20 protein-coding genes are annotated in these 22,569 nt (G+C 60.1%); 14 read left to right on the top strand and 6 right to left on the bottom strand.

The window, feature by feature from the left end:
- Positions 1–9 precede the first annotated feature (9 nt).
- Positions 10–1,488, bottom strand: coding sequence for a methyl-accepting chemotaxis protein (locus tag ACXAH0_RS02410; RefSeq protein ID WP_475185052.1), 1,479 nt, complete (start codon positions 1,486–1,488; stop codon positions 10–12).
- A gap of 706 nt (positions 1,489–2,194) precedes the next feature.
- Here ACXAH0_RS02410 and ACXAH0_RS02405 point away from each other — a divergent pair.
- Together ACXAH0_RS02405 and ACXAH0_RS02400 are read left to right on the top strand one after the other, a co-directional pair.
- Positions 2,195–3,298, top strand: a complete 1,104-nt coding sequence (locus ACXAH0_RS02405; protein WP_475188819.1) for an IS5 family transposase — start codon at positions 2,195–2,197, stop codon at positions 3,296–3,298.
- The gene (locus ACXAH0_RS02400) at positions 3,295–3,621 is read left to right on the top strand and encodes a hypothetical protein (protein ID WP_475188817.1); all 327 of its coding nucleotides are present in this window, start codon (positions 3,295–3,297) and stop codon (positions 3,619–3,621) included. Before ACXAH0_RS02405 ends, ACXAH0_RS02400 begins: the two co-directional genes overlap by 4 nt.
- Here ACXAH0_RS02400 and adhP read toward each other — a convergent pair.
- The 5 genes from adhP to cyoA form a co-directional block, all read right to left on the bottom strand.
- Positions 3,618–4,634: an alcohol dehydrogenase AdhP gene (gene adhP, locus ACXAH0_RS02395; RefSeq protein ID WP_475185058.1), complete on the bottom strand. Its 1,017-nt coding sequence runs from the start codon at positions 4,632–4,634 to the stop codon at positions 3,618–3,620. The two genes, ACXAH0_RS02400 and adhP, sit on opposite strands and share 4 nt — an antisense overlap.
- A gap of 120 nt (positions 4,635–4,754) precedes the next feature.
- Positions 4,755–5,060 carry a cytochrome o ubiquinol oxidase subunit IV gene (cyoD, locus tag ACXAH0_RS02390; protein WP_475188816.1) on the bottom strand — a complete coding sequence of 102 codons (306 nt, stop codon included), beginning with the start codon at positions 5,058–5,060 and terminating at the stop codon, positions 4,755–4,757.
- Between the two features lie 10 nt (positions 5,061–5,070).
- Positions 5,071–5,676 carry a cytochrome o ubiquinol oxidase subunit III gene (cyoC, locus tag ACXAH0_RS02385; RefSeq protein ID WP_475185064.1) on the bottom strand — a complete coding sequence of 202 codons (606 nt, stop codon included), beginning with the start codon at positions 5,674–5,676 and terminating at the stop codon, positions 5,071–5,073.
- Complete coding sequence (locus ACXAH0_RS02380; RefSeq protein ID WP_475188812.1) at positions 5,673–7,715, bottom strand: cbb3-type cytochrome c oxidase subunit I; 2,043 nt, start codon at positions 7,713–7,715, stop codon at positions 5,673–5,675. Before ACXAH0_RS02380 ends, cyoC begins: the two co-directional genes overlap by 4 nt.
- Positions 7,715–8,632: a ubiquinol oxidase subunit II gene (cyoA, locus tag ACXAH0_RS02375; RefSeq protein WP_475188809.1), complete on the bottom strand. Its 918-nt coding sequence runs from the start codon at positions 8,630–8,632 to the stop codon at positions 7,715–7,717. The genes ACXAH0_RS02380 and cyoA overlap by 1 nt, the downstream gene beginning before the upstream one ends.
- Before the next feature lie 304 nt (positions 8,633–8,936).
- On the opposite strand from cyoA, the gene ACXAH0_RS02370 reads away from it, so the two are divergent.
- The 12 genes from ACXAH0_RS02370 to ACXAH0_RS02315 all read left to right on the top strand — a co-directional run bounded on the left by ACXAH0_RS02370 (position 8,937) and on the right by ACXAH0_RS02315 (position 22,551).
- Positions 8,937–9,830 carry a LysR family transcriptional regulator gene (locus tag ACXAH0_RS02370; protein ID WP_475188808.1) on the top strand — a complete coding sequence of 298 codons (894 nt, stop codon included), beginning with the start codon at positions 8,937–8,939 and terminating at the stop codon, positions 9,828–9,830.
- 117 nt (positions 9,831–9,947) lie between these two features.
- Positions 9,948–12,002, top strand: a complete 2,055-nt coding sequence (locus tag ACXAH0_RS02365) for an ABC transporter substrate-binding protein (protein WP_475188804.1) — start codon at positions 9,948–9,950, stop codon at positions 12,000–12,002.
- Between the two features lie 289 nt (positions 12,003–12,291).
- On the top strand, positions 12,292–13,284 hold the full coding sequence (locus ACXAH0_RS02360) for an ABC transporter permease (RefSeq protein WP_475185085.1): 993 nt from the start codon (positions 12,292–12,294) through the stop codon (positions 13,282–13,284).
- Between the two features lie 3 nt (positions 13,285–13,287).
- Complete coding sequence (locus tag ACXAH0_RS02355; RefSeq protein WP_475188803.1) at positions 13,288–14,439, top strand: ABC transporter permease; 1,152 nt, start codon at positions 13,288–13,290, stop codon at positions 14,437–14,439.
- A gap of 10 nt (positions 14,440–14,449) precedes the next feature.
- Positions 14,450–15,457: an ABC transporter ATP-binding protein gene (locus tag ACXAH0_RS02350; protein WP_475188800.1), complete on the top strand. Its 1,008-nt coding sequence runs from the start codon at positions 14,450–14,452 to the stop codon at positions 15,455–15,457.
- On the top strand, positions 15,454–16,557 hold the full coding sequence (locus ACXAH0_RS02345) for an ABC transporter ATP-binding protein (RefSeq protein ID WP_475188796.1): 1,104 nt from the start codon (positions 15,454–15,456) through the stop codon (positions 16,555–16,557). Before ACXAH0_RS02350 ends, ACXAH0_RS02345 begins: the two co-directional genes overlap by 4 nt.
- A 12-nt stretch (positions 16,558–16,569) precedes the next feature.
- Entirely contained in the window at positions 16,570–17,697 is a 1,128-nt protein-coding gene (locus tag ACXAH0_RS02340) for a TIGR03364 family FAD-dependent oxidoreductase (RefSeq protein ID WP_475188794.1), read from the top strand.
- 9 nt (positions 17,698–17,706) lie between these two features.
- The gene (phnX, locus tag ACXAH0_RS02335) at positions 17,707–18,489 is read left to right on the top strand and encodes a phosphonoacetaldehyde hydrolase (RefSeq protein WP_475188793.1); all 783 of its coding nucleotides are present in this window, start codon (positions 17,707–17,709) and stop codon (positions 18,487–18,489) included.
- Positions 18,486–20,009 carry a sulfatase-like hydrolase/transferase gene (locus tag ACXAH0_RS02330; RefSeq protein ID WP_475188791.1) on the top strand — a complete coding sequence of 508 codons (1,524 nt, stop codon included), beginning with the start codon at positions 18,486–18,488 and terminating at the stop codon, positions 20,007–20,009. The genes phnX and ACXAH0_RS02330 overlap by 4 nt, the downstream gene beginning before the upstream one ends.
- 139 nt (positions 20,010–20,148) lie before the next feature.
- Positions 20,149–20,928, top strand: coding sequence for a trypsin-like serine peptidase (locus tag ACXAH0_RS02325; protein WP_475185121.1), 780 nt, complete (start codon positions 20,149–20,151; stop codon positions 20,926–20,928).
- Between the two features lie 145 nt (positions 20,929–21,073).
- Complete coding sequence (locus tag ACXAH0_RS02320) at positions 21,074–21,886, top strand: NAD kinase (protein WP_475185127.1); 813 nt, start codon at positions 21,074–21,076, stop codon at positions 21,884–21,886.
- A 131-nt stretch (positions 21,887–22,017) separates the two neighbouring features.
- A complete protein-coding gene (locus ACXAH0_RS02315; protein ID WP_475188787.1) occupies positions 22,018–22,551 on the top strand; it encodes an Hpt domain-containing protein in 534 nt (177 codons plus the stop codon).
- Positions 22,552–22,569 lie beyond the last annotated feature (18 nt).

The following is a 22,569-nucleotide window of genomic DNA, read 5'->3' as shown; positions in this document are numbered from 1 at the left end:
CGGCGGCCCTTAAGCCACGGAGCGGGAGGCTTCGCGGACCTTGTGGGCCGCAGCGTCGATTTCGGCAGTGGAGTTGGAAATCGACTTGATGTTGGAGGCCACCAGTTCCGCCCCTTCGGAAGCGGTCTGCATATTGCTGGAAATCTCCTGCGTCACCGCATTCTGCTCTTCCACGCTGGAAGAGATGCTGGCCGAGATCTCACTGACCTGACTGATGATGCCCATGATCGACTCAATCGCCTGCACCGCCTGATCCGTCGTCGCCTGCATGTTGACGATCTGGGCCGAAATCTCCTCTGTTGCCTTGCTGGTCTGGGAGGCAAGGCTCTTGACCTCCGAGGCAACCACCGCAAAGCCCTTGCCCGCCTCCCCGGCCCGTGCTGCCTCGATTGTGGCGTTGAGCGCCAGAAGGTTGGTCTGGTTGGCGATGCTGTCGATCAAATCAATGACATTGCCGATGGTCTTGGCGTCTTCCGACAGGCCAGACATGATCTCGCTGGACTTGCCTGCCTCCGACACCGCCTCGGCAGACACGCTCTGGGCGGTTTGCACCTGACGGCTGATTTCCTGAATGGAGGCCACCAGTTCTTCCGTTGCCGCAGCCACCGTCTGCACGCTGGCAGAGGTCTGGGCAGAGGCATCTGCGGAGGTGGTTGCCTGCTGAGCCGTTTCTGACAGAGAGGTGGTAATTGCCTGCAGATCCTTGTCGATCGTGGCCTGTACATCCACGCGCCGCCGGCGTTCTTCCACTTGCGCGGTGATGTCGGTCGCGAATTTCACCACCTTATAAGGCTCGCCCTGCTCATTGAAGATCGGGTTATAGACCGCCTGGATCCAGATCTCTCCGCCGGACTTGTTGATCCGCTTGAATTCCCCACCCTGATAATTGCCTGCCGCAAGCTCTTCCCAGAACCGGACATAGTCGCCGGAGGCTGCAAAGTCCCGGTCCACAAAGATCCGGTGATGCTGGCCACGCACCTCCGCAAGCGAATACCCGAGCGCGTTCAGGAAATTGTCATTGGCATCCAAAATGGTGCCGTCCGGAGTAAACTCGATGACCGCCTGGGACCTGCCAAGCGCCTCGATCTTGGCCCCGTATTCCAGGTTCTGCAGCCGCTCGGCCGCATCGCCCCACTCAACCACAGTGCCAATCCTCTTGCCGCCCTTGTTGATGTGGCTGGCGATCAGGTCAAAACTCCTGTCACCGATCTGGATGGTCGCCCTGTGCACGGATGTCAGGGACGACAGCAGGCCACGCTGGTGGGCCGGGTTCTTGTGGAAGATATCAATCGATTTGCCGATAAGCTCGGTCGCCCGGAAATCCGGGAATTTCTGGCGGATATCCGGTTCAGCCTCTTTCAGAAGCTCAATGAGCGAATCATTCAGATAGGCGATATTGTAGTCGCTATCTGCAATCATCACATTGGCCATCAATTGCTTGGTGGCGGTCGTTACAAGTGTTGAAATCGCCGGCTTTGCAAGCTTCATGGCGGCGGGTCCCCCTAACATCACGATATTCCGTAGGGTCTAACCTTAAAAAAAAAGACTTAATATTGACTTACGAGCGCATAACTAAACAGATAAAAATAAAAAACAAAAAACGATACAAATAATACCCTAGATTGAAAATAAATTCACTACACTACGTATTTTTAAAGAATTTATAGGAAATTTTTACAATTTAAAATTAAATCAATTCAAGTAAAACGCACCCCACTTCGTCAAACCACAACCGGCGCTTTGCTCGAATATGCCCCAGATTCGCGCCTGCAGAACTGGGCCGGAAACAGCAGCAGCGCAGATGAAGACCAGACCACCACCACTTCCGGCCCCGGCCGCGGCCCCAAGAGCATCGTGCGACACGTCTGCACGATTTGACCGGATCTGCTTTGTCTGCTGAGGAGGCGGATCGCGCGCCCTGGTGTTTCCCACCAAAAGTGCGATCCAACGATGTCAGCGGGCAAAGCAGACCGGCCCCTCGGGTGATGGAACGCAGCCCATCGGCAGCGTTGCCTCGCTTGCGCGATACACCGCATCCCGCTGCGCAAAGCGCCTTGCCGAAGGAACTGCTTTCCAGCATCAAATGGTGCAGACTTAGCGCACGATGCCCTCTAGCAGGCTGTTGAAAAAGGGCTCGTTTCGAAGGCCTTGCCGTGATTCATTGTTCCCGAAGATGATTTTTGGAAGGTGATGGATGCGTGGCGGAGACGAGCAGACGGGCGAGCTTTTCAGCTATGTCGATCTTGAGGCGAGGGTTCGGCGGGATCATCCGCTCCGTTCGATCCGAGAGATCGTGAGCGCGGCCCTGACTATTCTGGAGCCGGAGTTCTCTGCTCTGTATTCGCCGATTGGGCGCCCGTCGATCCCGCCGGAGAAGCTTTTGCGGGCGATGCTGCTGCAGGCGTTCTATTCGATCCGGTCGGAGCGGCTTCTGATGGAGCGGCTGGAGTACGATCTTCTGTTCCGCTGGTTCGTCGGCATTGGCGTTGATGATCCAGCGTGGGACCACTCGACCTTCTCAAAGAACCGCGACCGGCTTCTGGAAGGTGACATTGCCGCGAAATTCCTGGCGGCAGTGCTGGCCCAGCCCAGGGTGAAGAAGCTTCTGTCCACCGATCACTTCTCGGTCGACGGCACGCTGATCGAAGCCTGGGCGTCGATGAAGAGCGTCAGGCCGAAAGAGGCCCCCAAAGACGGTTCGGGTGAACCACCGGCTGCTGGCGGCGGGCGCAACACCGAGGCTGATTTCCACGGCCAGAAGCGGTCGAACGATACGCATGCCTCGACCACCGACCCGCAAGCAAGGCTCTACAAGAAGGGCAAAGGCAAGGAGGCGAAGCTCTGCTTCCTCGGGCATGGGCTGATGGAGAACCGCAACGGCCTTTTGGTCGATGCCTGCCTGACATTGGCCGACGCTCATGGCGAACGCGTGGCCGCCTTGCACATGATCGAACCCCGCGCCGACCGGCCGCGAGCAGTCACGCTGGGGGCTGACAAGGCCTACGACACACAGGACTTCGTCAATGAATTGCGCGCGATGAAGGTAACGCCGCACGTGGCGCAGAACATGAGTGGGCGCCGTTCGGCAATCGACGGGCGCACGACGCGCCATGACGGCTATGCTGTCAGCCAACGCATCCGCAAGCGCATTGAGGAGGTGTTCGGCTGGATCAAGACGGTCGCCGGGCAGGACAAGACGAAGTTCCGTGGCCGCGACCGTGTCGGATGGGCCTTCACCTTCGCCGCAGCCGCCTACAATCTGGTGCGGCTGCCGAAACTGCTGGCGGTGCCGGCATGAGCCTTTTGGGCAAATGGCGCATCGTAGCCATGCCGGACTATGTCGAGGACTATCCGGACATGCTGGAACGTGCCTACATCCTGTTTGAGGACAAGGGCGCTGGCGAATTCGTCTTTGGGTGTGTTACCGGCCAAATCTTTGCCGGCGGCGCAGGCCGAGCCGTGGAATTCTCCTGGCAGGGCAATGACGAAATGGACGAGGTGCAAGGCCAAGGTTGGGCCGAACTCCAGTCCGACGGCTCCCTCAACGGCGCAGTCTGCTTCCAAGGCGGAGATGAAGCCAAATTCTCCGCTCGCCGATGGACTTCTTCAACAGCCCGCTAGATCGCCATCACGATCCGCCCGTCAATGGCGCCTGCCTTCATCCGGTCGAAAATACTGTTCACATCCGCCAGCGTCTCTTCCGAATAATGGGCGGCCACCTTGCCTTCTGCGGCAAATTGCAGCGACTCGGCCAGATCAAGGCGGGTGCCGACAATAGACCCGCGGATTGTCTTGCCGTTCAGCACCGTGTCGAAGATCGACAGCGGAAAGTCCTCCGGCGGCAGACCAACAAGGCTCATGGTGCCGCCACGGGCCAGCATCCCGACACCCTGTTCAAAGGACTTGCCCGCAACGGCGGTGACCAGAACCCCTTCGGCACCACCGCCTGCCTGAACTTCAGCTACCGGGTCGGTTTCAAGTGCATTGATGACCTTGTCCGCCCCAAGAGAGCTGGCCAGATCAAGCTTGTCCCTGGAAATATCGACCGCAATCACATGGAGCCCCATGGCCTTGGCATATTGAACGGCCATGTGACCGAGGCCGCCAATGCCGGAGATCACCACCGTTTGCCCCGGACGGGCCTCGGTTTCCTTGAGACCTTTATAGACGGTCACACCCGCACACAGGACCGGCGCGGCCGGAGCAAACTCCAGCCCGTCGGGAAGATGACCGACATAGTCCGGATCGGCGAGCACATAATCGGCAAAGCCGCCATTGACGCTGTAGCCGGTGTTCTGCTGGTCCGTGCACAGGGTCTCCCAGCCACCCATGCAGTGTTTGCAATGACCACAGGCCGAATGGAGCCAGGGTATCCCGACCCGGTCTCCTTCCTTCACCGATGTCACCCCGGCACCAACCTCAGCAACCACCCCGACGCCCTCATGGCCCGGAATGAAAGGCGGATTGGGTTTGACTGGCCAGTCGCCATTTGCGGCATGCAGATCCGTATGGCACACGCCCGAGGCCATCACCTTGACGACGATCTTGCCGTCCTTCACCTCAGGCTTGTCGACTTCGCACAGGTCGAGCGGGTCCCCGAAGGCCCGCACAACGGCAGCTTTCATCTTTGACATGAGCTTTTCCTATGCCTGCTACAAGACAGGCCCGTGCTCGCACGAACGGTTGCGCCCGTCATTGATCAAACGCAAGAGTTTTGACTTTCAAGGGCAGGAAGAGGCCAGGACGGGCGCCATTCACATCATCCGGTGATGCAGGTCGAACATGATCCAGAGGCTGCCGCCGACCATGATGAGGATCAGCACTGCCGCAAACCCGAGAAAGAACAGGTTTTCTCCCGGAGTCGATCTGACATTGAGATGCAGAAAGAACACCAGATGCACCAGCACCTGCAATAGGGCCGCCGCAGCTATGACCCCATAAACGGCCACTCCCGTCAAAAGCCCGCCCCAGACAAGACCAAAGGGGATTGCCGTCAAAAGGGCGGCGAGCACGAACCCGGTCAGATAGGTGGAGAGGCTGGGCTGGGCGGATGGATCCATCGTGCGTCTCCTACATCACCCCCGGCAGATAGACCACCGAGAAGATCCCGATCCAGACAATGTCGAGAAAGTGCCAGAAAAGCCCCAGCCGGAACAGACGGGAGCGCACCGGCAGCGTCAGCCCCTTGACCAGAACCTGCCCAATCATCACGCCGATACCAATCGCGCCGAAGGCCACATGCAGGCCATGGGTGCCGACCAGGGTGAAGAAGGCGGACAGAAAGCCACTGGTGCCAGGCCCCGCCCCTTGTGCGATCATGCCGTGAAATTCCCAAAGCTCCATCGCCAGAAAACCGAGGCCGAGACTGAGGGTGATCACAAGCCACACCACCACCCGCTCCGCCTTGCCTGCGGCCATCGCTATCGAGGCAATCCCGAAGGTCAGGCTGGAGAGCAACAGCAGCACCGTCTCCCCGGCCGTGTGGGCGAGATCAAACAGCTGCCGCGCCGCCGGTCCGGCCGCTGAATTGCCCGAAAGAACCACATAAGAGGCAAATAGCAGGGCAAAAAGAATGGCGTCGGTCATCAGATAGACCCAGAAGCCAAAGTCCCGCGCCTCCAGCGCCTTCTGTTCCTCATGTTGAAGAAGCGTTTCAGACCCGGCCGTGGCGCTCATCCTGCCCTCCCTGCCAGAGGAGCGCCGGAAGCTGCCCCGATGGGCTGAAACGCCCGCATGTCGTGGTGGTCCGCCGGACCGAACCGGGAGAACCGTTCCGCCTCCAGCCTGGCCACCTCCTCGGCCGGGAGCACAAACTCCGTGTCATCATCACAGGCGCGAAAACCAATGCACACAAGGCATCCCAGAAACGCCAGCCCGGCCAGCCACCAGATATACCAGACCATGGCAAAGCCGAGCACAAAAGACAGGCCCCCCAGCAAAGGCCCCAGAGCGCTGCTCTTTGGCATCACGATGGCCTCATAGGCGTGCGGAGGCCGGTAGGCGGTGCCCTGCAGCTTCATGTCGTAAAAGGCATCGATTTCGTGCACATGCGGCAGAACCGCAAAGTTATAGGGAGCGGGAGGAGACGCTGTCGCCCATTCCAGGGTGCGCCCGTTCCACGGGTCGCCGGTCACATCCCGGGCCGAGCCCCAGGCCCTGGCAGACACGTATAGCTGCACCGCAATGCAGATGATGCCACACAGAACGCAGACTGCCCCCAGCGCCGCAACAATCAGATAAGGCTGCCAGGCCGGATCTGCATAGTGCTCCATGCGCCGGCTCATCCCCATGAAGCCGAGCACATAAAGCGGCATGAAGGCCAGATAGAAACCGATGATCCAGAACCAGAACGAGCGCAGGCCCCATTTGGCGTCCAGCTTGAAGCCGAAGGCCTTGGGAAACCAGTAATTCAGCCCGGCAAAATAGCCAAAAAGGGCACCCGGAATGAGCATATTGTGGAAATGGGCCACCAGGAAGGTGGAATTGTGCATCAGATAGTCTGCCGGCGGCAGGGCCAGTAGAACCCCGGTCACACCACCGATCACGAAGGTCACCATGAAGCCGATGGTAAACACCATGGCGGGATGAAACTCGATCCGTCCCCGGTACATGGTAAACAGCCAGTCGAAGATCTTCACGCCCGTCGGCACGGCAATGATCATGGTCGCAATACCGAACACCGCATTCACATTGGCGGACGAGCCCATGGTGAAGAAGTGATGCAGCCAGACGGTAAAAGACAGAAGGGCGATACAGGCAGTCGCATAGACCAGGGAGACATAGCCGAACAGCCGTTTGCGCGAAAAGGTGGCGACCACCTCGGAGAAGATGCCGAAAGCGGGCAGGATGAGGATATAGACCTCCGGATGCCCCCAGATCCAAAGGAGGTTGGCAAACAGCATCATGTTGCCGCCATCCCCGTTGGTGAAGAAATGAAAGCCGAGGCTCCGGTCCAGGGTCAGCTGGACCGCCACCACAGTCAGGGCCGGAAAGGCAAAGGCGATCAGGATGGAGATGCAAAGGGCCGTCCAGGTGAACATCGGCATGCACATATAGGTCATGCCCGGACAGCGGTTCTTGATGATCGTGACGATGAAATTGATCCCCGACGCGGTGCTGCCGATGCCGCTGACAATCAGCGCCCACAGCCAGTAATCGACGCCGACGCCCGGACTGTATTCAATGCCTGAATAGGGCGGATAGCCGGTCCACCCGGCGGTGGAGAATTTGCCGATCACCAGCGAGATCAGCACCAGCCCCGCCCCGGCGGCGGTCATCCACAAACTGACGGAATTCAAGAACGGGAAGGCCACGTCCCGGGCGCCGATCTGCTGGGGCACGATGATGTTGATCAGACCGGTCAGGAACGGCATGGCCACGAAAAAGATCATGATGGTGCCGTGGGAGGAGAAGATCTGCTCGAAATGCTCCGGCGGCAGATAGCCCTCATTGTTGAGCGCAAATGCCTGCTGGGCCCGCATCATCAGCGCATCGACAAATCCGCGCACCAGCATCACCAGGGCCAGCACCACATACATGATGCCGATTTTCTTGTGGTCGACGCTGGTCAGCCAGTCCGTCCACAGATGCTTCCAGGCGCGCAAATAGGTAATCAGCAAAAAGACCGCGAGCCCGCCGCCAACCGTCACCCCGGCTCCGCCCATAGCAACCCAGGAATAAAGCGGAATGGCCTCCACCGTCAGACGTCCCAGCATCACGCAGCCCCCCGGCAGATCAGTTCGGCCGCTTCACTCTCGTAAGGACCGACAACCGGCGCGTATTTGCGCAGGATGATCTCAAACAGCCCAGGTTCGAAGGACCCGTAATAGGTCACCGGATCGGCAACGCTTGGCTTGTGCAGCGCCAGATAGGCCCGGGCATCCAGCACCTGAGCCGTCGACGACACTTTTGCCCGCCACAGCTTGAACCCGTCCGGGCCGAGTGCATGGGCTTTGAAATGCTGATCGGCAAACCCGTCTCCGGAATACATGGTGTTGCGCCCGGCAAAAATGCCGGGCCCGTCCGCCAGCAGATTAAGTTCTGAGCGCATGCCCGCCATGGCATAGATCTGGCCGCCCAGCGCCGGGATCATCAGGGAATTCATCACCGTGTCGGAGGTGATTTCAATGGTTAGGGGCCGATCAGCGGGAAAGGCAAGCTCATTGACGCTGGCAAGGCCGAATTCGGGATAGAGAAACAGCCATTTCCAGTCGAGCGCGACCGCCTGTACCTTGAAAGCGGGTTTGTCCGAGGCAACCGGCTTGTAGGGATCGAGCTTGTGGGTGCTCTCCCACACGAGCGTGCCCAGAACGACAATGATTGCCGCAGGCACCAGCCAGATCACGGTCTCGATGGTCCAGGACCCGCCCCAGCCGGGCGTATAGGTGGCCGTATGGTTCGACTGGCGGTAGCGCCAGGCAAATACCAGCGTCAGCAGGATGGCCGGCACGGCGACAATCATCATGATCCAGAACGCAGTGAAGAGCAGATCGCGTTCGGCAAGCGCCACCGGCCCGCCCGGGTTGACAATCGGTGCTGTGGAGAGTCCGCAGCCGGAAAGCAGCAGCACAAGCCCTGCAGCACGCAGCGCCGGGCCGGATCTGTGACGAAGCGGGTAGATGAACCTGCGCATCAGATCAACATTGCTCCCCCGTGCAAGACCTCAGCACACCGGCCACCGGGCGGATATGTTTCCGCTTCCGGTCTGCCCCAACAAGCGCTATCAACGCGACGGTTTGCGGTGCTTCGATCTTCAACCAACAGAAAGCCTAGCGGAGCACAGTCCTGTTTGAAAGGGCTGCCACCTCAAAAAGTTACGCTAGGGAACAGACACTTCTGCCAAACACGGACGGCCCGCAGTGGAAATCGGCGGTTGAGCCGCCTAGGATACGGCGCCGCAACGCCCTGATGAAGCCTCAAGAACAGACCGGTCACCGATGGAACGATTGAAACCGCGCAGTCAGAGCCATTTGAGCCTGGGGCAGTTGCGGGCGCTGGAAGCGGTGATCCGCACCGGCTCTTTTTCAGCCGCTGCCAAGGAAATTGGCGTCTCCCAGCCCTCCATCTCCAATCACATCCAGGGCCTTGAAAGCCGCTACAAGACCAAGCTGCTGGCCAAGTCCGGCTATTCCGTTGCCCCCACTCCGGCCCTGGAAGGCCTGCTGCCCAAGATCCGGGCCGTGCTGGCGCTGACCGCCGATCTGGAAACCGAGCTGAACCGCAACCGGGCGCTCGTGTCCGGCCAGTTGCGGATCGGCTATTCCACCTATCAGCTGGCGATCCCCCGGATCTCCGCCTTTATGGCCAAACATCCCGATGTGGCAATTGAGGCCCGTGCCCTGGCCACCCAGGACATTCTGGATCTGTTCGAGGCGGGCGAGATCGATATTGGGTTTGTCACTGCACGGGAAATCCCGGCCGGGCTTGACGGGGAATTGCTGATCCAGACACGTATCGTCATCGCCGCCCCGCCAGAGCACCCCCTCAGGGGCAAAGACACAGTCACCTGGGAGGATGTCGCCGGCCTCTCCCTGCTTCAGCGGGAAAGCTCGTCCGGTACCCGCCGGATCTTCGAGGCGTCGGCCACCGTGGCAGGCGTCAAACCGAAAACCATTCTGGCGCTTGGCTCATGGGGGTCCCTTGCCACCCTGATCCGCTCCGGTGTCGGCGTCGGAATCGCCATGGAAGCAGAAATCGCGGAGCGCGATGGCTGCATAGCGGTTCAGATCGACGACCCGAGCCTGACCGCAAACCATTTTGTTGTCTGGCAGAAGGACATGGAAAAAGTCGCGTCCGTCGAGGCATTCCGCCACAGCCTGCGCGGCGTTTGACACTTTCATGTCAGACAGGATTCTATAGATTAAAATTATACATTTTGGTATTTCATCAAACTGTTAAGAAACAGGCGTTTCTAGGGCATCGCATATTTTCCCGTCGAGGAGCCCAAAATGACCTTCAAATCCCTTCTTCTGTCCGGCGCAGCGCTGGCCGTTCTGGCCTCCCCTGCCATGGCTAACTGCCCTAGCGTGACTGTTGCAGACATGCAGGGCCTCACTCCGGCCTATCCGGAACAGTTCGAACTGGCCGAGTTCGAGGAAAAAGCCTCCTGCAGCCTCGCCTTTGCCCAGAACCCGGCCATTGGCGACCTGAATGGCAAGATCCTCGGCAATGTGGCTCTGGCCGATGTGTCCGAGCGCCTGCCGGCCGAACCGCTGGTGGTGGCCCCGTACCAGAAGATCGGCACCTATGGCGGCGTGCTGAAAGGCATCTCCAAGGGCACGGAATCGGGCACATCCGACCTTCTGTCCGTGCGCCACGTCAATCTTGTGCGCTATTCCGATGACCTGCAGACGGTCGTGCCCAATGTCGCCAAGTCCTGGACCTGGAACGATGACTATACCGAGCTGACCTTCAAGCTGCGAGAAGGCCACAAATGGTCTGACGGCGAGCCCTTCACCGCCGACGACGTTGCCTTCTGGTACAATGACATCATCCTGAACCCGGCTGTCTACGAAAAGACCCCGGGCCGCTGGCTGTTTGCCGGAGAGCCGGTCAAAGTGGAAGCCGTTGATCCGGCCACGGTGAAATTCACCTTCCCTGTGCCGACCCCAGGCATTCTGAACCGATTTGCCGTGGACTACGGCCAACCATTCCAGCCGAAGCATTTCCTCAGCCAGTTCATGCCGAAATACAATAAGGACGCGGAGAAGCTGGCCAAGGACTACGGCTTTGAGACTGCAGCCGCTGCCGTTGATTTCTACTATGGCGGATCCGACTGGAAAGACGTTCCCTCCCCGCTCCTGAAAGACAGCGACAAGGCGGCCAAGATCGGCCGCGCCGTCGTGCCGACACTGGAGAGCCACATTGTGGTTGAGGAAACCTCCGAAGGCCGCAAGCTGGTCGCCAATCCCTATTTCCACATGGTGGACACGGCCGGAAACCAGCTCCCCTATATTTCCGAGATTTCCGAGACCTATATCGGCGACAAGGAAGTCCAGAACCTGAAAATCATGAATGGTGAAGTCGACTGGAAGCAGCAGGCTGTTTTCCTGGAAGATTTTCCGCTCCTGAAGGAAAACGAAGCCAAGGGCAACTACACCGTCTCCTTCGCCCCGACCTTTGGCGAGAATGTCTTCTTCTCCTTCAACCGCACCCACAAGGATCCGGTTCTGGCAAAGCTGTTCTCCGACATCCGCTTCAACAGGGCCATGTCCATTGCCATGAACCGGGACGAGATCAACGAGATCGTCTATCTGGGCCAGGGCAAGCCGATGCAGGGCGTCCCGGCCGAGCCGAAGACCGTGTCATTCATCACCGATGAGATGCTGAACAAGGACATCGCTTTTGATCTGGACGGCGCTAAGGCGCTGCTCGCAGAGATCGGCCTGAAGGACGAAGATGGCGACGGCACGCTGGAGCGTCCGGACGGCAAGCCGCTGGTGGTCCGTCTGGTCTATTCCAGCCAGGGTGTTCCGGTGAAGATGATGGAACTGGTGCGCGACTACTGGTCCGCTGCCGGGGTCCGCGTCGACCTGAAGGAAGTGACTTCGGACGAATACCGCGCAGCCGGGAACAACAACGACCTGGATGTCACCACCTGGAAATATGACGGCAACGCCGGTCCGACCGTCTCCCAGGATGTGACCGCCTTCATCCCGCCCTTCGGTGATTATTTCAACCCGGGCACCGGCTTCGGCTGGGCCGCCTGGAAAGAATCCGGCGGCAAGGAAGGCACCGAGCCGCCTGCGGACATCAAGAAGCTCTGGGATTTGTCGGAAAAGTTCATTCAGGTTGAAATGGGCTCTGAAGAAAGCAACCGCCTGGGCCAGGAAATCGCCCAGATCCATGTCGACAACCTGCTGAAGATCGGCACCGTCGGCGATATCGTTGCGCCCTTCATGTACCACAATACCCTGAAAAACGTGCAGCCGATCAAAGCAAAGACCTACGACTTCTACTGGACCTATCCGTATCGTCCGCAGCAGTGGTCGCTGGAACAGTAATCCTTTGACCCGGGTGCCGGGGCAGCCACACTGTCCCGGCCCTTTGTGAGCAGATCCGGCTGTCTGCCGGAGACACTCAAACGCGACTTGTTGCCCGATCCCCCAATCCGGAAGAGAACCGCACAAGTCCGTTTCCGGCAGGGGCGCTTCCTTGGGACAGGGTTCGACAGGCGCTCAAGAAGATGTTTGGCAGCAAAGGCAACCGGCACCACCGCCAGTCACTGGGCATTCGGCACTGGTCACTCGGCGCGGGTCACTCGGTACCGGGCTGCCAGGATGGAGAGGGCATATGCTTCGGTTCACGCTTGAGCGCTTTTTGGGCATGGTCATCACCATGGCGCTTGTTTCCGTAATGGTCTTCATCATCATGGAAATTCCGCCCGGCGACTATGCGGATCGCTATGCCTTCCGGAAGTTCTCCGGAACCGGTGTCACGGTCACTGAAGCGGATGTCCAGGCCATCCGGGCCGATCTCGGCCTCGATAAGCCGATGGTGCTGCGCTATTTCGACTGGATCGGCAACATCGTCCTACACGGGGATTTCGGGCAGGCCTTTGCCTTTGAAACCTCGGTGGTCAAGGTGATCGGCGACAAGGCCTGGCTGACCCTTGGCATTCTCCTGACCACCCTGCTTCTGACCTACGCCATCTCCATTCCGGTCGGCATCTTTGCGGCCGTAAAGCGCGGCTCGTCCCTGGATTACGGATTGACTGTCTTTTCCTATCTTGGACTGGCCCTGCCGAATTTCCTGCTGGCGCTGATCCTGCTTTATTTCGCCAACAAATGGTTCGGGGCCGATATTGGCGGGCTTTTTTCCGCCCCGTATCAGGACGCCCCCTGGTCGCTGGCCAAGCTCTGGGACCTGGTCAAACATCTGTGGCTTCCGGCGGTGGTGCTGGCCTGGTCGGCGGTTGCCTATCAGATCCAGACCATGCGCGCGACCATGTCCGACGAATTGAACCGCCTGTCGGTGACAGCCGCCCGGGCCCGGGGCGTTCCGGAAGGCAAGCTGCTGCTCAAATATCCGGCCAGGCTCGCCATCAACCCCATTGTCTCCACGATCGGATTTGACGTGAACCGCATCTTTTCGGAACTGCCCATCGTGGCGGCCGTGCTCGGCCTGACCGAACTCGGCGAGCTGCTGCTGCGGGCCTATCTGGATCTGGACATGTATGTCGCGGGCGCGATCCTTCTGCTTCTGACCTTCGTGATTGTCTTCATGAATTTCGTATCCGACCTGCTTCTGGCGTGGCTTGATCCGCGCATCAAACTGGGGGCCTGACCGATGACGGACGCGACCGCCAAGACGCTCGGCAAAGCCGAAGAAAAAGAACGCCAGCGCCGACTGAAATATTATTCAGCCTCCCAATGGACCCTGATCTGGTGGCGCTTCCGCCGCCACAGGGCCGCGATGGTGGCCAGTTTCATTCTGGCCCTGATGGCCGTGCTCGGTCTCTTCGCCGAATTTGTGGCCCCCTATGGCCCGACCACCCGGGATGCAAAATACATTGATGGCGCCCCGCAGATCCCACTCTTTTGCGACCAGAACGGCTGTTCCGCCGTGCCCTTCATTCATGGGGTCAGCACCAAGCGCGATCCGGTAACCTTGCGTGCCATTTCCGTGCCGGACCCGGACAAAAGGGTCTATCTGCAGGTCTTCGTGCAGGGTGAACATACCCGGATTCTGGGGCTCATTCCCTCCAATATCCACCTCTTCGGCCTGTCGGACCCAAATGCCAAACTACATCTTTGGGGCACCGATGATCTCGGCCGGGATGTGTTTTCCCGGACCATGTATGCCACGCGCACCTCGCTCTCCATTGGGGTGATTGGCGTCCTGATCTCCTTTGTGCTGGCGCTGATGATCGGCGGCATTGCCGGCTATGCGGGCGGCCTGACCGACAACGTCATCCAGCGGGTGACCGAAGTCGTGCGTGTCGTGCCGATCATTCCGCTCTACATGGGTCTGGCCGCCGCAATGCCGAAGGAATGGTCGACCACCCAGGTCTATTTCGCCATGACACTGATCCTTGGCCTGTTCGGCTGGCCGACCCTGGCCCGGCGCATCCGCTCCCAGCTCCTGTCGATCCGGGGCGAAGATTATGTGGTCGCCGCCCGGCTGGCCGGGGCGCGGCCCGGACGGATCATCGGCCAGCATATGCTGCCCAGCTTCACCAGCTTCATCATCGTCGATCTGGTGATTTCCTTCCCCTACATGATCCTCTCCGAAACGGCCCTGTCCTTTGTCGGCCTTGGCCTGCGCCCGCCAACCGTCTCCTGGGGCGTCCTGCTGCAGCAGGCCCAATCGGTGCGGGTGATCGAACAGACCCCCTGGCTGTTCATTCCCGCCGTCTTTGTGGTGGTCGCGGTGCTGGCCTTTACCGTGATCGGCGACGGCCTGCGCGATGCGGCCGATCCCTATAGCGATGCGAAGTGAGGAGCATACCATGCTGACCGTTGAAAACCTCTCCATTTCCTTCGACACGGATGAAGGCCGTATCACCCCGGTTCAGGGCGTCAGCTTTTCGGTGGAAGCCGGAAAGACCCTCGGGATTGTCGGGGAAAGCGGCTCGGGCAAGTCGATTTCCACCAAGGCGCTCATGCAGCTTCTGCCCGGAAATGCCAGCCTGTCGGAAGACACGCGGATCACTTACAGGGCCAAGGATGGCAAGGAGATCGGGATCCACAAGATCAAGCGGAACTCCCGCGCCCTGCAGCAATTGCGCGGCGGGGAAATCGGCATGATCTTCCAGGAACCCATGGCCAGCTTTTCCCCCGTCTATACCATCGGCAATCAGATGATGGAGGCCATCCAACTGCACCGGAACTGCAGCCGCCGCATGGCCCGGGATCTGGCAGTGGAAATGCTGGACAAGGTCGGCATTTCCAATCCGTCCGAGCGGGTGGACCAGTTTCCCCACGAAATGTCCGGTGGCATGCGCCAGCGGGCAATGATTGCCCTTGCCCTTTCCGCCGGCCCTGCGCTTCTGATTGCCGACGAGCCGACAACAGCCCTTGACGTGACCATTCAGGCCCAGGTGCTGGACCTGATGCGCGCCCTGCAGCGGGATCTGGGAATGTCCATGATTTTCATCACCCACGATCTGGGCGTGATTGCCCAGATCGCAGACGAGGTGGCGGTGATGTATCTGGGCACCATTGTCGAGCGCGGCCCGACCCGGGACATCATCCGGCGGCCCCAGCACCCCTACACTCAGGGGCTGCTCAAGGCGATCCCGAGCCTCGATACCCTGCATGACCGGCTCTCTCCGGTCCCCGGTGACATGCCGAGCCCCACAGAGCGCCCGTCCGGCTGCCCCTTCCACACCCGCTGCCCGGATGCGGTTTCCGGCACCTGTGACGTGAACGCCCCCCCGGAGACCCCCTCCGGTCCGGAACGGTCGGTGCGCTGCTGGCTCTACCAGCAGCCCGAGCAGGGAAGGAGCGCAGCATGAGCACGGACAACATTCTTATTGAGGTCAAGGACCTGGAAGTCCGGTTTCCCGTCCGCAAGAAGAAGCTGTTTTCCTCAGAGACCCGCCAGCTCCGGGCCGTCGATGGCGTCTCCTTTGAGATCCGGCGGGGCGAGACCGTCGGTCTTGTGGGAGAATCCGGGTCCGGCAAGACCACGGTCGGGCGGGCCATCCTGCGGGCCATTGATCCGACGGACGGGGATGTGATCTTTCACACGGCCGGTCAGGACATTGACGTTGCCCATGCGGAGGGCGAAGAGCTGCGCAAATTCCGCCAGCACATGAACATGGTCTTTTCTGAAGGCAAGGTGCAGCTGTCGACCCTGGCGGCGGACCGGCTGCGCCTGTTCCGCTCCAAGATGAGTCTGGTGTTCCAGGACCCTTATTCGTCCCTCAACCCGCGCATGACCGTGCGCGACATAATTGCAGAACCCCTGATTGCCTCCGGCATGATGAAGGACCGGGAGGCCATCGATGCGCGGGTGCGCGAGATTGCAGGACGCTGCAAGCTCAACCTGGAACATCTGCGCCGCTTTCCACACGCCTTTTCCGGCGGTCAGCGCCAGCGCATCTGCATTGCCCGCGCGCTCGTCTCAAAGCCCGATTTTATCGTCTGCGACGAAAGCGTGTCCGCTCTTGATGTTTCGATCCAGGCAGAAATCGTCAACCTATTGAAAGATCTGCAGGAAGAGATGCATGTGGCCTTCCTGTTCATCGCGCACGATCTGTCGGTCGTGGCCCAGATGAGCCACCGGGTGGCGGTAATGTATGTGGGCAAATTTGTGGAATATGCTCCAACCGAAAAACTGTTTTTCGACCCCAAGCACCCCTACACCCACGCGCTCCTATCCGCGATCCCCCAAGCCGATCCGGACGTGGAGTTCAACCCGATCCGGCTTCAGGGGGAAATCCCCAATCCCCTGGACGCCCCTGCCGGATGCCGTTTCCATAGCCGCTGCCCCTTTGCCAAAGAGCGCTGCTCCGCAGAGCCACCAGAGTGGCGGGAGGTATCGGAAGAGCATTTTGTGGCTTGCCACTTTACCGAAGACTTTGATTTCTCAAGACCAAAACTAAAAGCCTGAGAGACGTCCCGTATGAGACAGACATTCTATGATCTCGCCGTTGTCGGCGCCGGGATCGTCGGCCTCGCACATGCGCTGGCCGCCGTCAAACGCGGCAAGAAGGTTGTTGTGATCGAGCGCGACAGTGTCGCGAACGGCGCCTCTATCCGCAATTTCGGCTTTGTGACCGTGACAGGCCAGCAGGCCGGTGACTGCTGGACCATGGCTGCGCGCAGCCGCTCTATCTGGGGCGACGTGGCAAAGGCCGCCGAGATCGAGCTGTTGCAGGAAGGCCTGACCATGACCGCCCGGCTGCCGGAATCGGAGGCCGTGATAAACGCCTTTTTGAAAACCGAGATGGGCGCCGAATGCCGCCAGCTGACGGCCAGCGAAGCTGCCGAAAAAGTGCCTTGCCTGCGCCCGAACACCATTTCAAGTGCGCTTTATTCGCCCCTGGAGGTGCGGGTGGAATCCAAAGACGCTCTGCCCCAGATCGCCAATTGGCTGGAAGCAGCCCACGGGGTCGACTTCCTGTGGCAGACAAGCGTGAATGCGGTCGACACGCCGAAGCTTGAAACCTCGCGCGGGCCCGTGCATGCGGACACTGTGGTCGTCTGTCCGGGCGATGACGGCACAACCCTTTTCAGCGGCCGCATCGCCTCCTATGACGTTTCCCGCTGCAAATTGCAGATGCTCCGGGTCACACCGGAAAAGAAGACTGCGCTTGGCACAGCCGTCATGTCCGATCTCGGCCTGGCCCGCTATCTCGGCTATGCAGAACTACCTGAAGCCGAGGCCCTGAAGGCCCGGCTCGACCGGGACATGCGCGCATACCGGGAGAACGGCATTCACCTGATCGTGGTCCAGTCGGCCGATGGCAGCCTCGTGGTGGGCGACAGCCACCATTATGACCCGACCCCGGACCCCTTTATCGAAAAGGGCGTGAACGATCTGATCCTGACCGAGATGAACACCTTGCTCGATCTGGGCGCCTACGAGGTCTCGGAAACCTGGATCGGCACCTATGCCTCGGCCCCGGACCGCTGGCGCCTGACCGATGCGCCGGACGATGCCACACGGGTTGTCATGGTGACGGCCGGCTGCGGCGCCTCAACCGCCTTTGCCATTGGTGAGGAAACCATTGCCAATCTGTATGCCTGAGGAAAAATTATGAGCAAATTCAAAGCGGTCGTTTTCGACTGGGCCGGTACGATGATCGATTTCGGGTCCTTTGCGCCAATGGGGGTCTTCGTCAAGGCCTTCGGAACGTTTGGCATCACGGCCACCATCGATCAGGCCAGAGGTCCCATGGGCAAGCCGAAATGGGATCACATCCGCGACATGATGAACGACCCGGACATTGCCGCCCAATGGGCCGCCAAATATGGCGCAGCTCCGGCTGACGCGGATGTGGACAGGGTCTATGAGGTCTTCGTTCCCATGAACGAGGAGGTCGTCGCCGATTTCGCCGACCTGGTGCCCGGCGCTGCCAGCATGGTCAAAACTCTCCGGGACAAGGGCCTCAAGATTGGGTCAACCACGGGCTACACCCGTTCGATCATGGAGCGGGTACTGCCGAAAGCGGCACGCCAGGGCTATGCACCGGACAATCTGGTCTGTGCCGACGATCTGCCGGAAGGCCGTCCCGGCCCGCTTGGCATGTATAAGTGTTTTGTCGATCTGGTGGTCTATCCGCCCCAGGCGGTCATCAAGGTGGATGACACGGAACCAGGCATTGCCGAAGGCGTCGCCGCAGGCTGTGTGACAGTGGGCCTTGCCCTGTCCGGCAATTATGCGGGCAAGACACCGCAGGAGCTGGAAGCCCTCACCTCTGATGAAATCGACGCCTTGCGCGCCTTTGCCACAGAAAAGCTAAAACAGGCCGGGGCCGACCATGTGATCGACACGGTGGCCGATCTTCCGACCCTGATCGAAAAACTGGAGGCGGCATGACCCGCCGCCCGAATATTCTCCTCATCACCGCCGACCAGTGGCGTGGAGACTGTATCGGCAGCCTTGGCCATCCCGTGGTGAAAACACCCCATCTGGATGCGTTTGGCAGAACCGCAACGGTATTCGAGCAGCATTATGCAGGCACCGCACCCTGCTCGCCTGCCCGCGCCTGCCTCTATACCGGCCTTTACCAGATGAACCACCGGGTCGTCTGGAACGGCGCGCCGCTGGATGACCGGTTCGACAACCTTGCCCGCGCCGCCCGGAGGGCCGGCTACCGGCCAACCCTCTTCGGCTATACGGACACTTCACCGGACCCGCGGCTGCACGATCCTGCCGATCCGGCGCTTCAGACCTATGAGGGTGTTTTACCGGGCTTTGACGTGCGACAGAGCCTGCCGGAAGACGACAAGCCATGGCTTTCCTGGCTTGCCTCGAGAGGCCACGACCCGTCCCATTTTGACAGCATTCATCATGTGGCCCCGGAAAAGGGTGAAAGGATCTCGCTGAACGCACCGCGCTATGCGAGCGATGAAACCCAGACCGCCTTCCTGACCAATGCCTTTCTGGACTGGCTCGCAGAAAGAGAGACGGAAGGGGCCCCCTTCATGGCCCATATTTCGTTTCTGCGGCCCCATCCGCCCATGGCGGTGCCGGAGCCCTATAACAAGCTCTATGACCCGGACAGCGGTCCGGACTTTGCCGGGGCCGATACCCCTGACCTGGAAGCTGCGGCTCATCCCCTGATCGCCGCGCTTCAGGCGTATCAGCAGCTCGCCAGCCACATTCCAGGCGCCGACGGTCTTGTCCGGGATCTAAGCCGGCGGGATCTGGCCCGCATCCGCGCGCTTTATTACGGCATGATCACGGAAGTCGATGCCCAGCTCGGCCGGATCTTCGAAGCACTGACAGCCTTCCCGGACACGATGGTCATCTTTACCTCCGACCATGCGGAAATGATGGGCGATCACTGGATGCTGGGCAAAGGCGGCTATTTTCGTCAGAGCTATCATATCCCGCTGATGATCCGCCTGCCCGGGGGCCTTGAAGGCAATCGCGTTACCGCCTACACGTCCGCTGTCGACATTTTCGCGACGCTGCTCGATCTTCTGGATCTCGATCCGCAGCACGCCCCCGATGGCAGCACGTTGATGCCGTTCCTGAAAGGTCAGACCCCTCTCAGATGGCGGGACGCGGCTCTGTGGGAATATGACTTCCGGGAGCTGATGCGGCGCTGGCCCCATCTCTTTCCCGGTCTGGGGCCAGAAACGCTCCCCGGAACAGCGCCGGACACGGCTCCCGCCCTTATCTCCCGGCTGACTGAGGACTGGCACTATGTCCATTTTTCCGGGCTGCCCAACCTGCTGTCCGGCCGCTCAGACCCGCACGGGTTCGGCCACGTGCCCTCAGCCCCGCCGGACGTCGCTCTTCAGCAGGCCGAGGCGCTGCTTTCCACCCGCCTTCGGCACAATGACGAGACACTCGCAAGAACGATGGTCTGGGACTATTATAGCCAATAGACCGCTTCGCACCGGGTCCGGCCCCTTCGTGCACGTGCAAGGCGCCAAGGACTGCGAGACATAAGGGCAAGACGCAATGCGGGATGGCAAGGCCAACCAGGTTTCAGCCGGATCAACACTCAACATATTGGCTTGGCTGATGTTTTGCGCAATCCTCGCGCTGGCGTCCCCTACTGCAGCTGCCGCTGCAAAGGCCGAGCTCAAGGTTATCGACAGCACGGACTATCCTTGGCACTCCATCGGCCGGGTGAACCGGGCCGGGTATAAATCCGTCTCCAGCTGCACGGGTACTCTGATTGCCCCCAACAAGGTGCTCACCGCCGCCCATTGCATCGTCTCGTCCAAGACAAAAAAGAAACTGCCCGCCGAGGAGGTCCTTTTCATTGCCGGGGTCCGGCGGGATGAATATGCCGCCCGCCTGGAAGCGCAATGCCTGCTCACCCTTGACAGCTATATTCCCCGCCGGCGGCCGAAAATCAGCGAGTTGCGCTCTGACATCGGCCTGATAATCCTGAAGGAACCGAGCACGCTGTTTCCCCTGCCTGCGCTGACGCCCGAAGAATCAAAACGCGTACCCTCCACCAGCCGCTTTCTGTCCGTTGGCTACCGGCGCAGCCGGCCCTATCTGCCAACCGTCGTGTCCTCCTGTTCCGTTCTCGGCAGCCAATCCGATGTCTGGATCACCGATTGCAATACGGAAACCGGAGCCTCCGGCGGCCCGCTCATGGTCAACACGATCTTCGGCCCCCGGGTGGCCGCCGTCATGTCTGCCAAGATCAATGACGAACGCTCGGTTGTCGTTCCGTTTTCCGAATGGCAGGACTTGATCAAGACCGCCTCTTGCGATCAGGCGGCAGAAACCACCGCACCAGACCTGCCAAAGCCTGCCGGGCTCCCACGGCAGAAACCGGAAAAGTAGTCCTTCAGAAAAAAGCACTGCTCGCAAGCGCAAATCCCGCTATGGTAGAGGTCCATCTTCCGATAGGGCATGCGCTGCTTGAGACGCATGGCGATGCCGTGACAATTCTTTTCAGCGGCCAGACAACAAGTGACCCCAGTGCCCCATGAACCAAGCTGCGATCTCCGTGACATCTGCTGATCCCCGCCCTGTTGCGACCGACAAGCTGGCCTTTGTCGCCAGCGACACGGAAGAGGCTCAAAGCGCGCTCCTCGCCCTGTCCGCCCGCTATGGCAACGTGGCAGCAGAATCCGCCGACGTGATCGTGGCCCTGGGCGGGGATGGCCTGATGCTGCAGACCCTGCACGAGCATATGGCTGGGGGCACGCCGATCTATGGCATGAACCGGGGTTCGGTCGGCTTTCTCATGAACGAATACCGGGAAGACGACCTGCCCGAACGGCTTGCCAAAGCCGACACCACCACCATCCGGCCACTTAAGATGACTGCGCTGGATGAAAGCGGCACCCGTCACACGGCGCTGGCCATCAACGAGGTTTCTCTTTTGCGCCAGACCTCCCAGGCCGCGCAGCTCATGGTGTCCGTCGACGGCAAGACCAGGCTGGACGAGCTTGTCTGCGACGGCATCATCGTGGCGACACCGGCCGGCAGCACCGCCTATAACCTGTCCGCCCACGGCCCGATACTGCCGATCACCGCCCAGCTTCTGGCGCTGACGCCCATCAGTGCCTTCCGGCCCCGGCGCTGGCGCGGCGCCCTGCTGCCCAACCACGCGACTGTTGATATCGACATTCTGGCCTCCTACAAACGCCCGGTCAGCGCTTCTGCAGACCACAAGGAAATCCGCAATGTCACCCGGGTCTCCGTCTGCGAAGCGCAGGACATCCAGGGGGTGATCATGTTCGATGCCGATCATGACTGGGATGAGCGTATCCTGAGCGAGATGTTCCGGTACTGACTGCCTCGGGCCCTGCGCCGCGAGGCAAAGATCCGGTGAAGAGCGGCAATGGCAACAGCCTGTTAAGGCTGTACCATCATACTGTCCGCAACACCCTTTAAGGTCTGCTGCCCACGGAGACAAAACCACCCATGGCCGAAACCGTTCAGGATCCGGAACAGGAATACGAAGTCTTGACCCCGCCTGACGATCTGCGCAGGAAAGTCCGTGTTCTCACGCCCCGGGAAGCCAAGAAGTTCGATCCGGTCAAGGCGGCGGAAGCGGCCCTGGAACGCCTTTCAAGCCATTTCGGCAACTGGATGGATAACGAAACCAAGGACTTATTGAGTGCCTGGGACTGTCTCCAGAGCGAGGGCCTTTCTGAAGACACACTGGCGCCCCTGTTCCAGGCAGCCCACAATATCAAGGGCCAGGCCCTGACGCTTGGCTTTCCGCTGGTCGGCCAGGTCGCCGCAGGGTTCTGCCATCTGATCGAAACCGTTCCTTCTGCCGACAAACTGCCGCTGGAACTGGCCGAACGCTATGTGGAAGCCATCCGGGCCATGGTCATGGAAGGCGCCAAGGATGACGGCAACAAGACCGGTGTGGAACTTCTTGAAAGTCTTGAAAGCGTTTCGGAAGACTATTTGAAACAGTTTCCGCCACCACCTGACGACGACGCCTGACGACAGCACCTGCCGCAT

It is taken from the genome of Roseibium sp. AWQ4_290 (genome assembly GCF_056160985.1).
The sequence above is the reverse complement of the archived record's forward strand: the minus strand, read 5'-3'. Positions and strand labels throughout refer to the sequence as shown.

What these genes read in the sequence shown, in the direction of transcription:
- ACXAH0_RS02410 (WP_475185052.1), bottom strand. Translation starts at nt 1,488, where the DNA reads ATGAAGCTTGCAAAGCCGGCGATTTCAACACTTGTAACGACCGCCACC.
- ACXAH0_RS02405 (WP_475188819.1), top strand. Translation starts at nt 2,195, where the DNA reads ATGCGTGGCGGAGACGAGCAGACGGGCGAGCTTTTCAGCTATGTCGAT.
- ACXAH0_RS02400 (WP_475188817.1), top strand. Translation starts at nt 3,295, where the DNA reads ATGAGCCTTTTGGGCAAATGGCGCATCGTAGCCATGCCGGACTATGTC.
- adhP (WP_475185058.1), bottom strand. Translation starts at nt 4,634, where the DNA reads ATGTCAAAGATGAAAGCTGCCGTTGTGCGGGCCTTCGGGGACCCGCTC.
- cyoD (WP_475188816.1), bottom strand. Translation starts at nt 5,060, where the DNA reads ATGGATCCATCCGCCCAGCCCAGCCTCTCCACCTATCTGACCGGGTTC.
- cyoC (WP_475185064.1), bottom strand. Translation starts at nt 5,676, where the DNA reads ATGAGCGCCACGGCCGGGTCTGAAACGCTTCTTCAACATGAGGAACAG.
- ACXAH0_RS02380 (WP_475188812.1), bottom strand. Translation starts at nt 7,715, where the DNA reads ATGCTGGGACGTCTGACGGTGGAGGCCATTCCGCTTTATTCCTGGGTT.
- cyoA (WP_475188809.1), bottom strand. Translation starts at nt 8,632, where the DNA reads ATGCGCAGGTTCATCTACCCGCTTCGTCACAGATCCGGCCCGGCGCTG.
- ACXAH0_RS02370 (WP_475188808.1), top strand. Translation starts at nt 8,937, where the DNA reads ATGGAACGATTGAAACCGCGCAGTCAGAGCCATTTGAGCCTGGGGCAG.
- ACXAH0_RS02365 (WP_475188804.1), top strand. Translation starts at nt 9,948, where the DNA reads ATGACCTTCAAATCCCTTCTTCTGTCCGGCGCAGCGCTGGCCGTTCTG.
- ACXAH0_RS02360 (WP_475185085.1), top strand. Translation starts at nt 12,292, where the DNA reads ATGCTTCGGTTCACGCTTGAGCGCTTTTTGGGCATGGTCATCACCATG.
- ACXAH0_RS02355 (WP_475188803.1), top strand. Translation starts at nt 13,288, where the DNA reads ATGACGGACGCGACCGCCAAGACGCTCGGCAAAGCCGAAGAAAAAGAA.
- ACXAH0_RS02350 (WP_475188800.1), top strand. Translation starts at nt 14,450, where the DNA reads ATGCTGACCGTTGAAAACCTCTCCATTTCCTTCGACACGGATGAAGGC.
- ACXAH0_RS02345 (WP_475188796.1), top strand. Translation starts at nt 15,454, where the DNA reads ATGAGCACGGACAACATTCTTATTGAGGTCAAGGACCTGGAAGTCCGG.
- ACXAH0_RS02340 (WP_475188794.1), top strand. Translation starts at nt 16,570, where the DNA reads ATGAGACAGACATTCTATGATCTCGCCGTTGTCGGCGCCGGGATCGTC.
- phnX (WP_475188793.1), top strand. Translation starts at nt 17,707, where the DNA reads ATGAGCAAATTCAAAGCGGTCGTTTTCGACTGGGCCGGTACGATGATC.
- ACXAH0_RS02330 (WP_475188791.1), top strand. Translation starts at nt 18,486, where the DNA reads ATGACCCGCCGCCCGAATATTCTCCTCATCACCGCCGACCAGTGGCGT.
- ACXAH0_RS02325 (WP_475185121.1), top strand. Translation starts at nt 20,149, where the DNA reads ATGTTTTGCGCAATCCTCGCGCTGGCGTCCCCTACTGCAGCTGCCGCT.
- ACXAH0_RS02320 (WP_475185127.1), top strand. Translation starts at nt 21,074, where the DNA reads ATGAACCAAGCTGCGATCTCCGTGACATCTGCTGATCCCCGCCCTGTT.
- ACXAH0_RS02315 (WP_475188787.1), top strand. Translation starts at nt 22,018, where the DNA reads ATGGCCGAAACCGTTCAGGATCCGGAACAGGAATACGAAGTCTTGACC.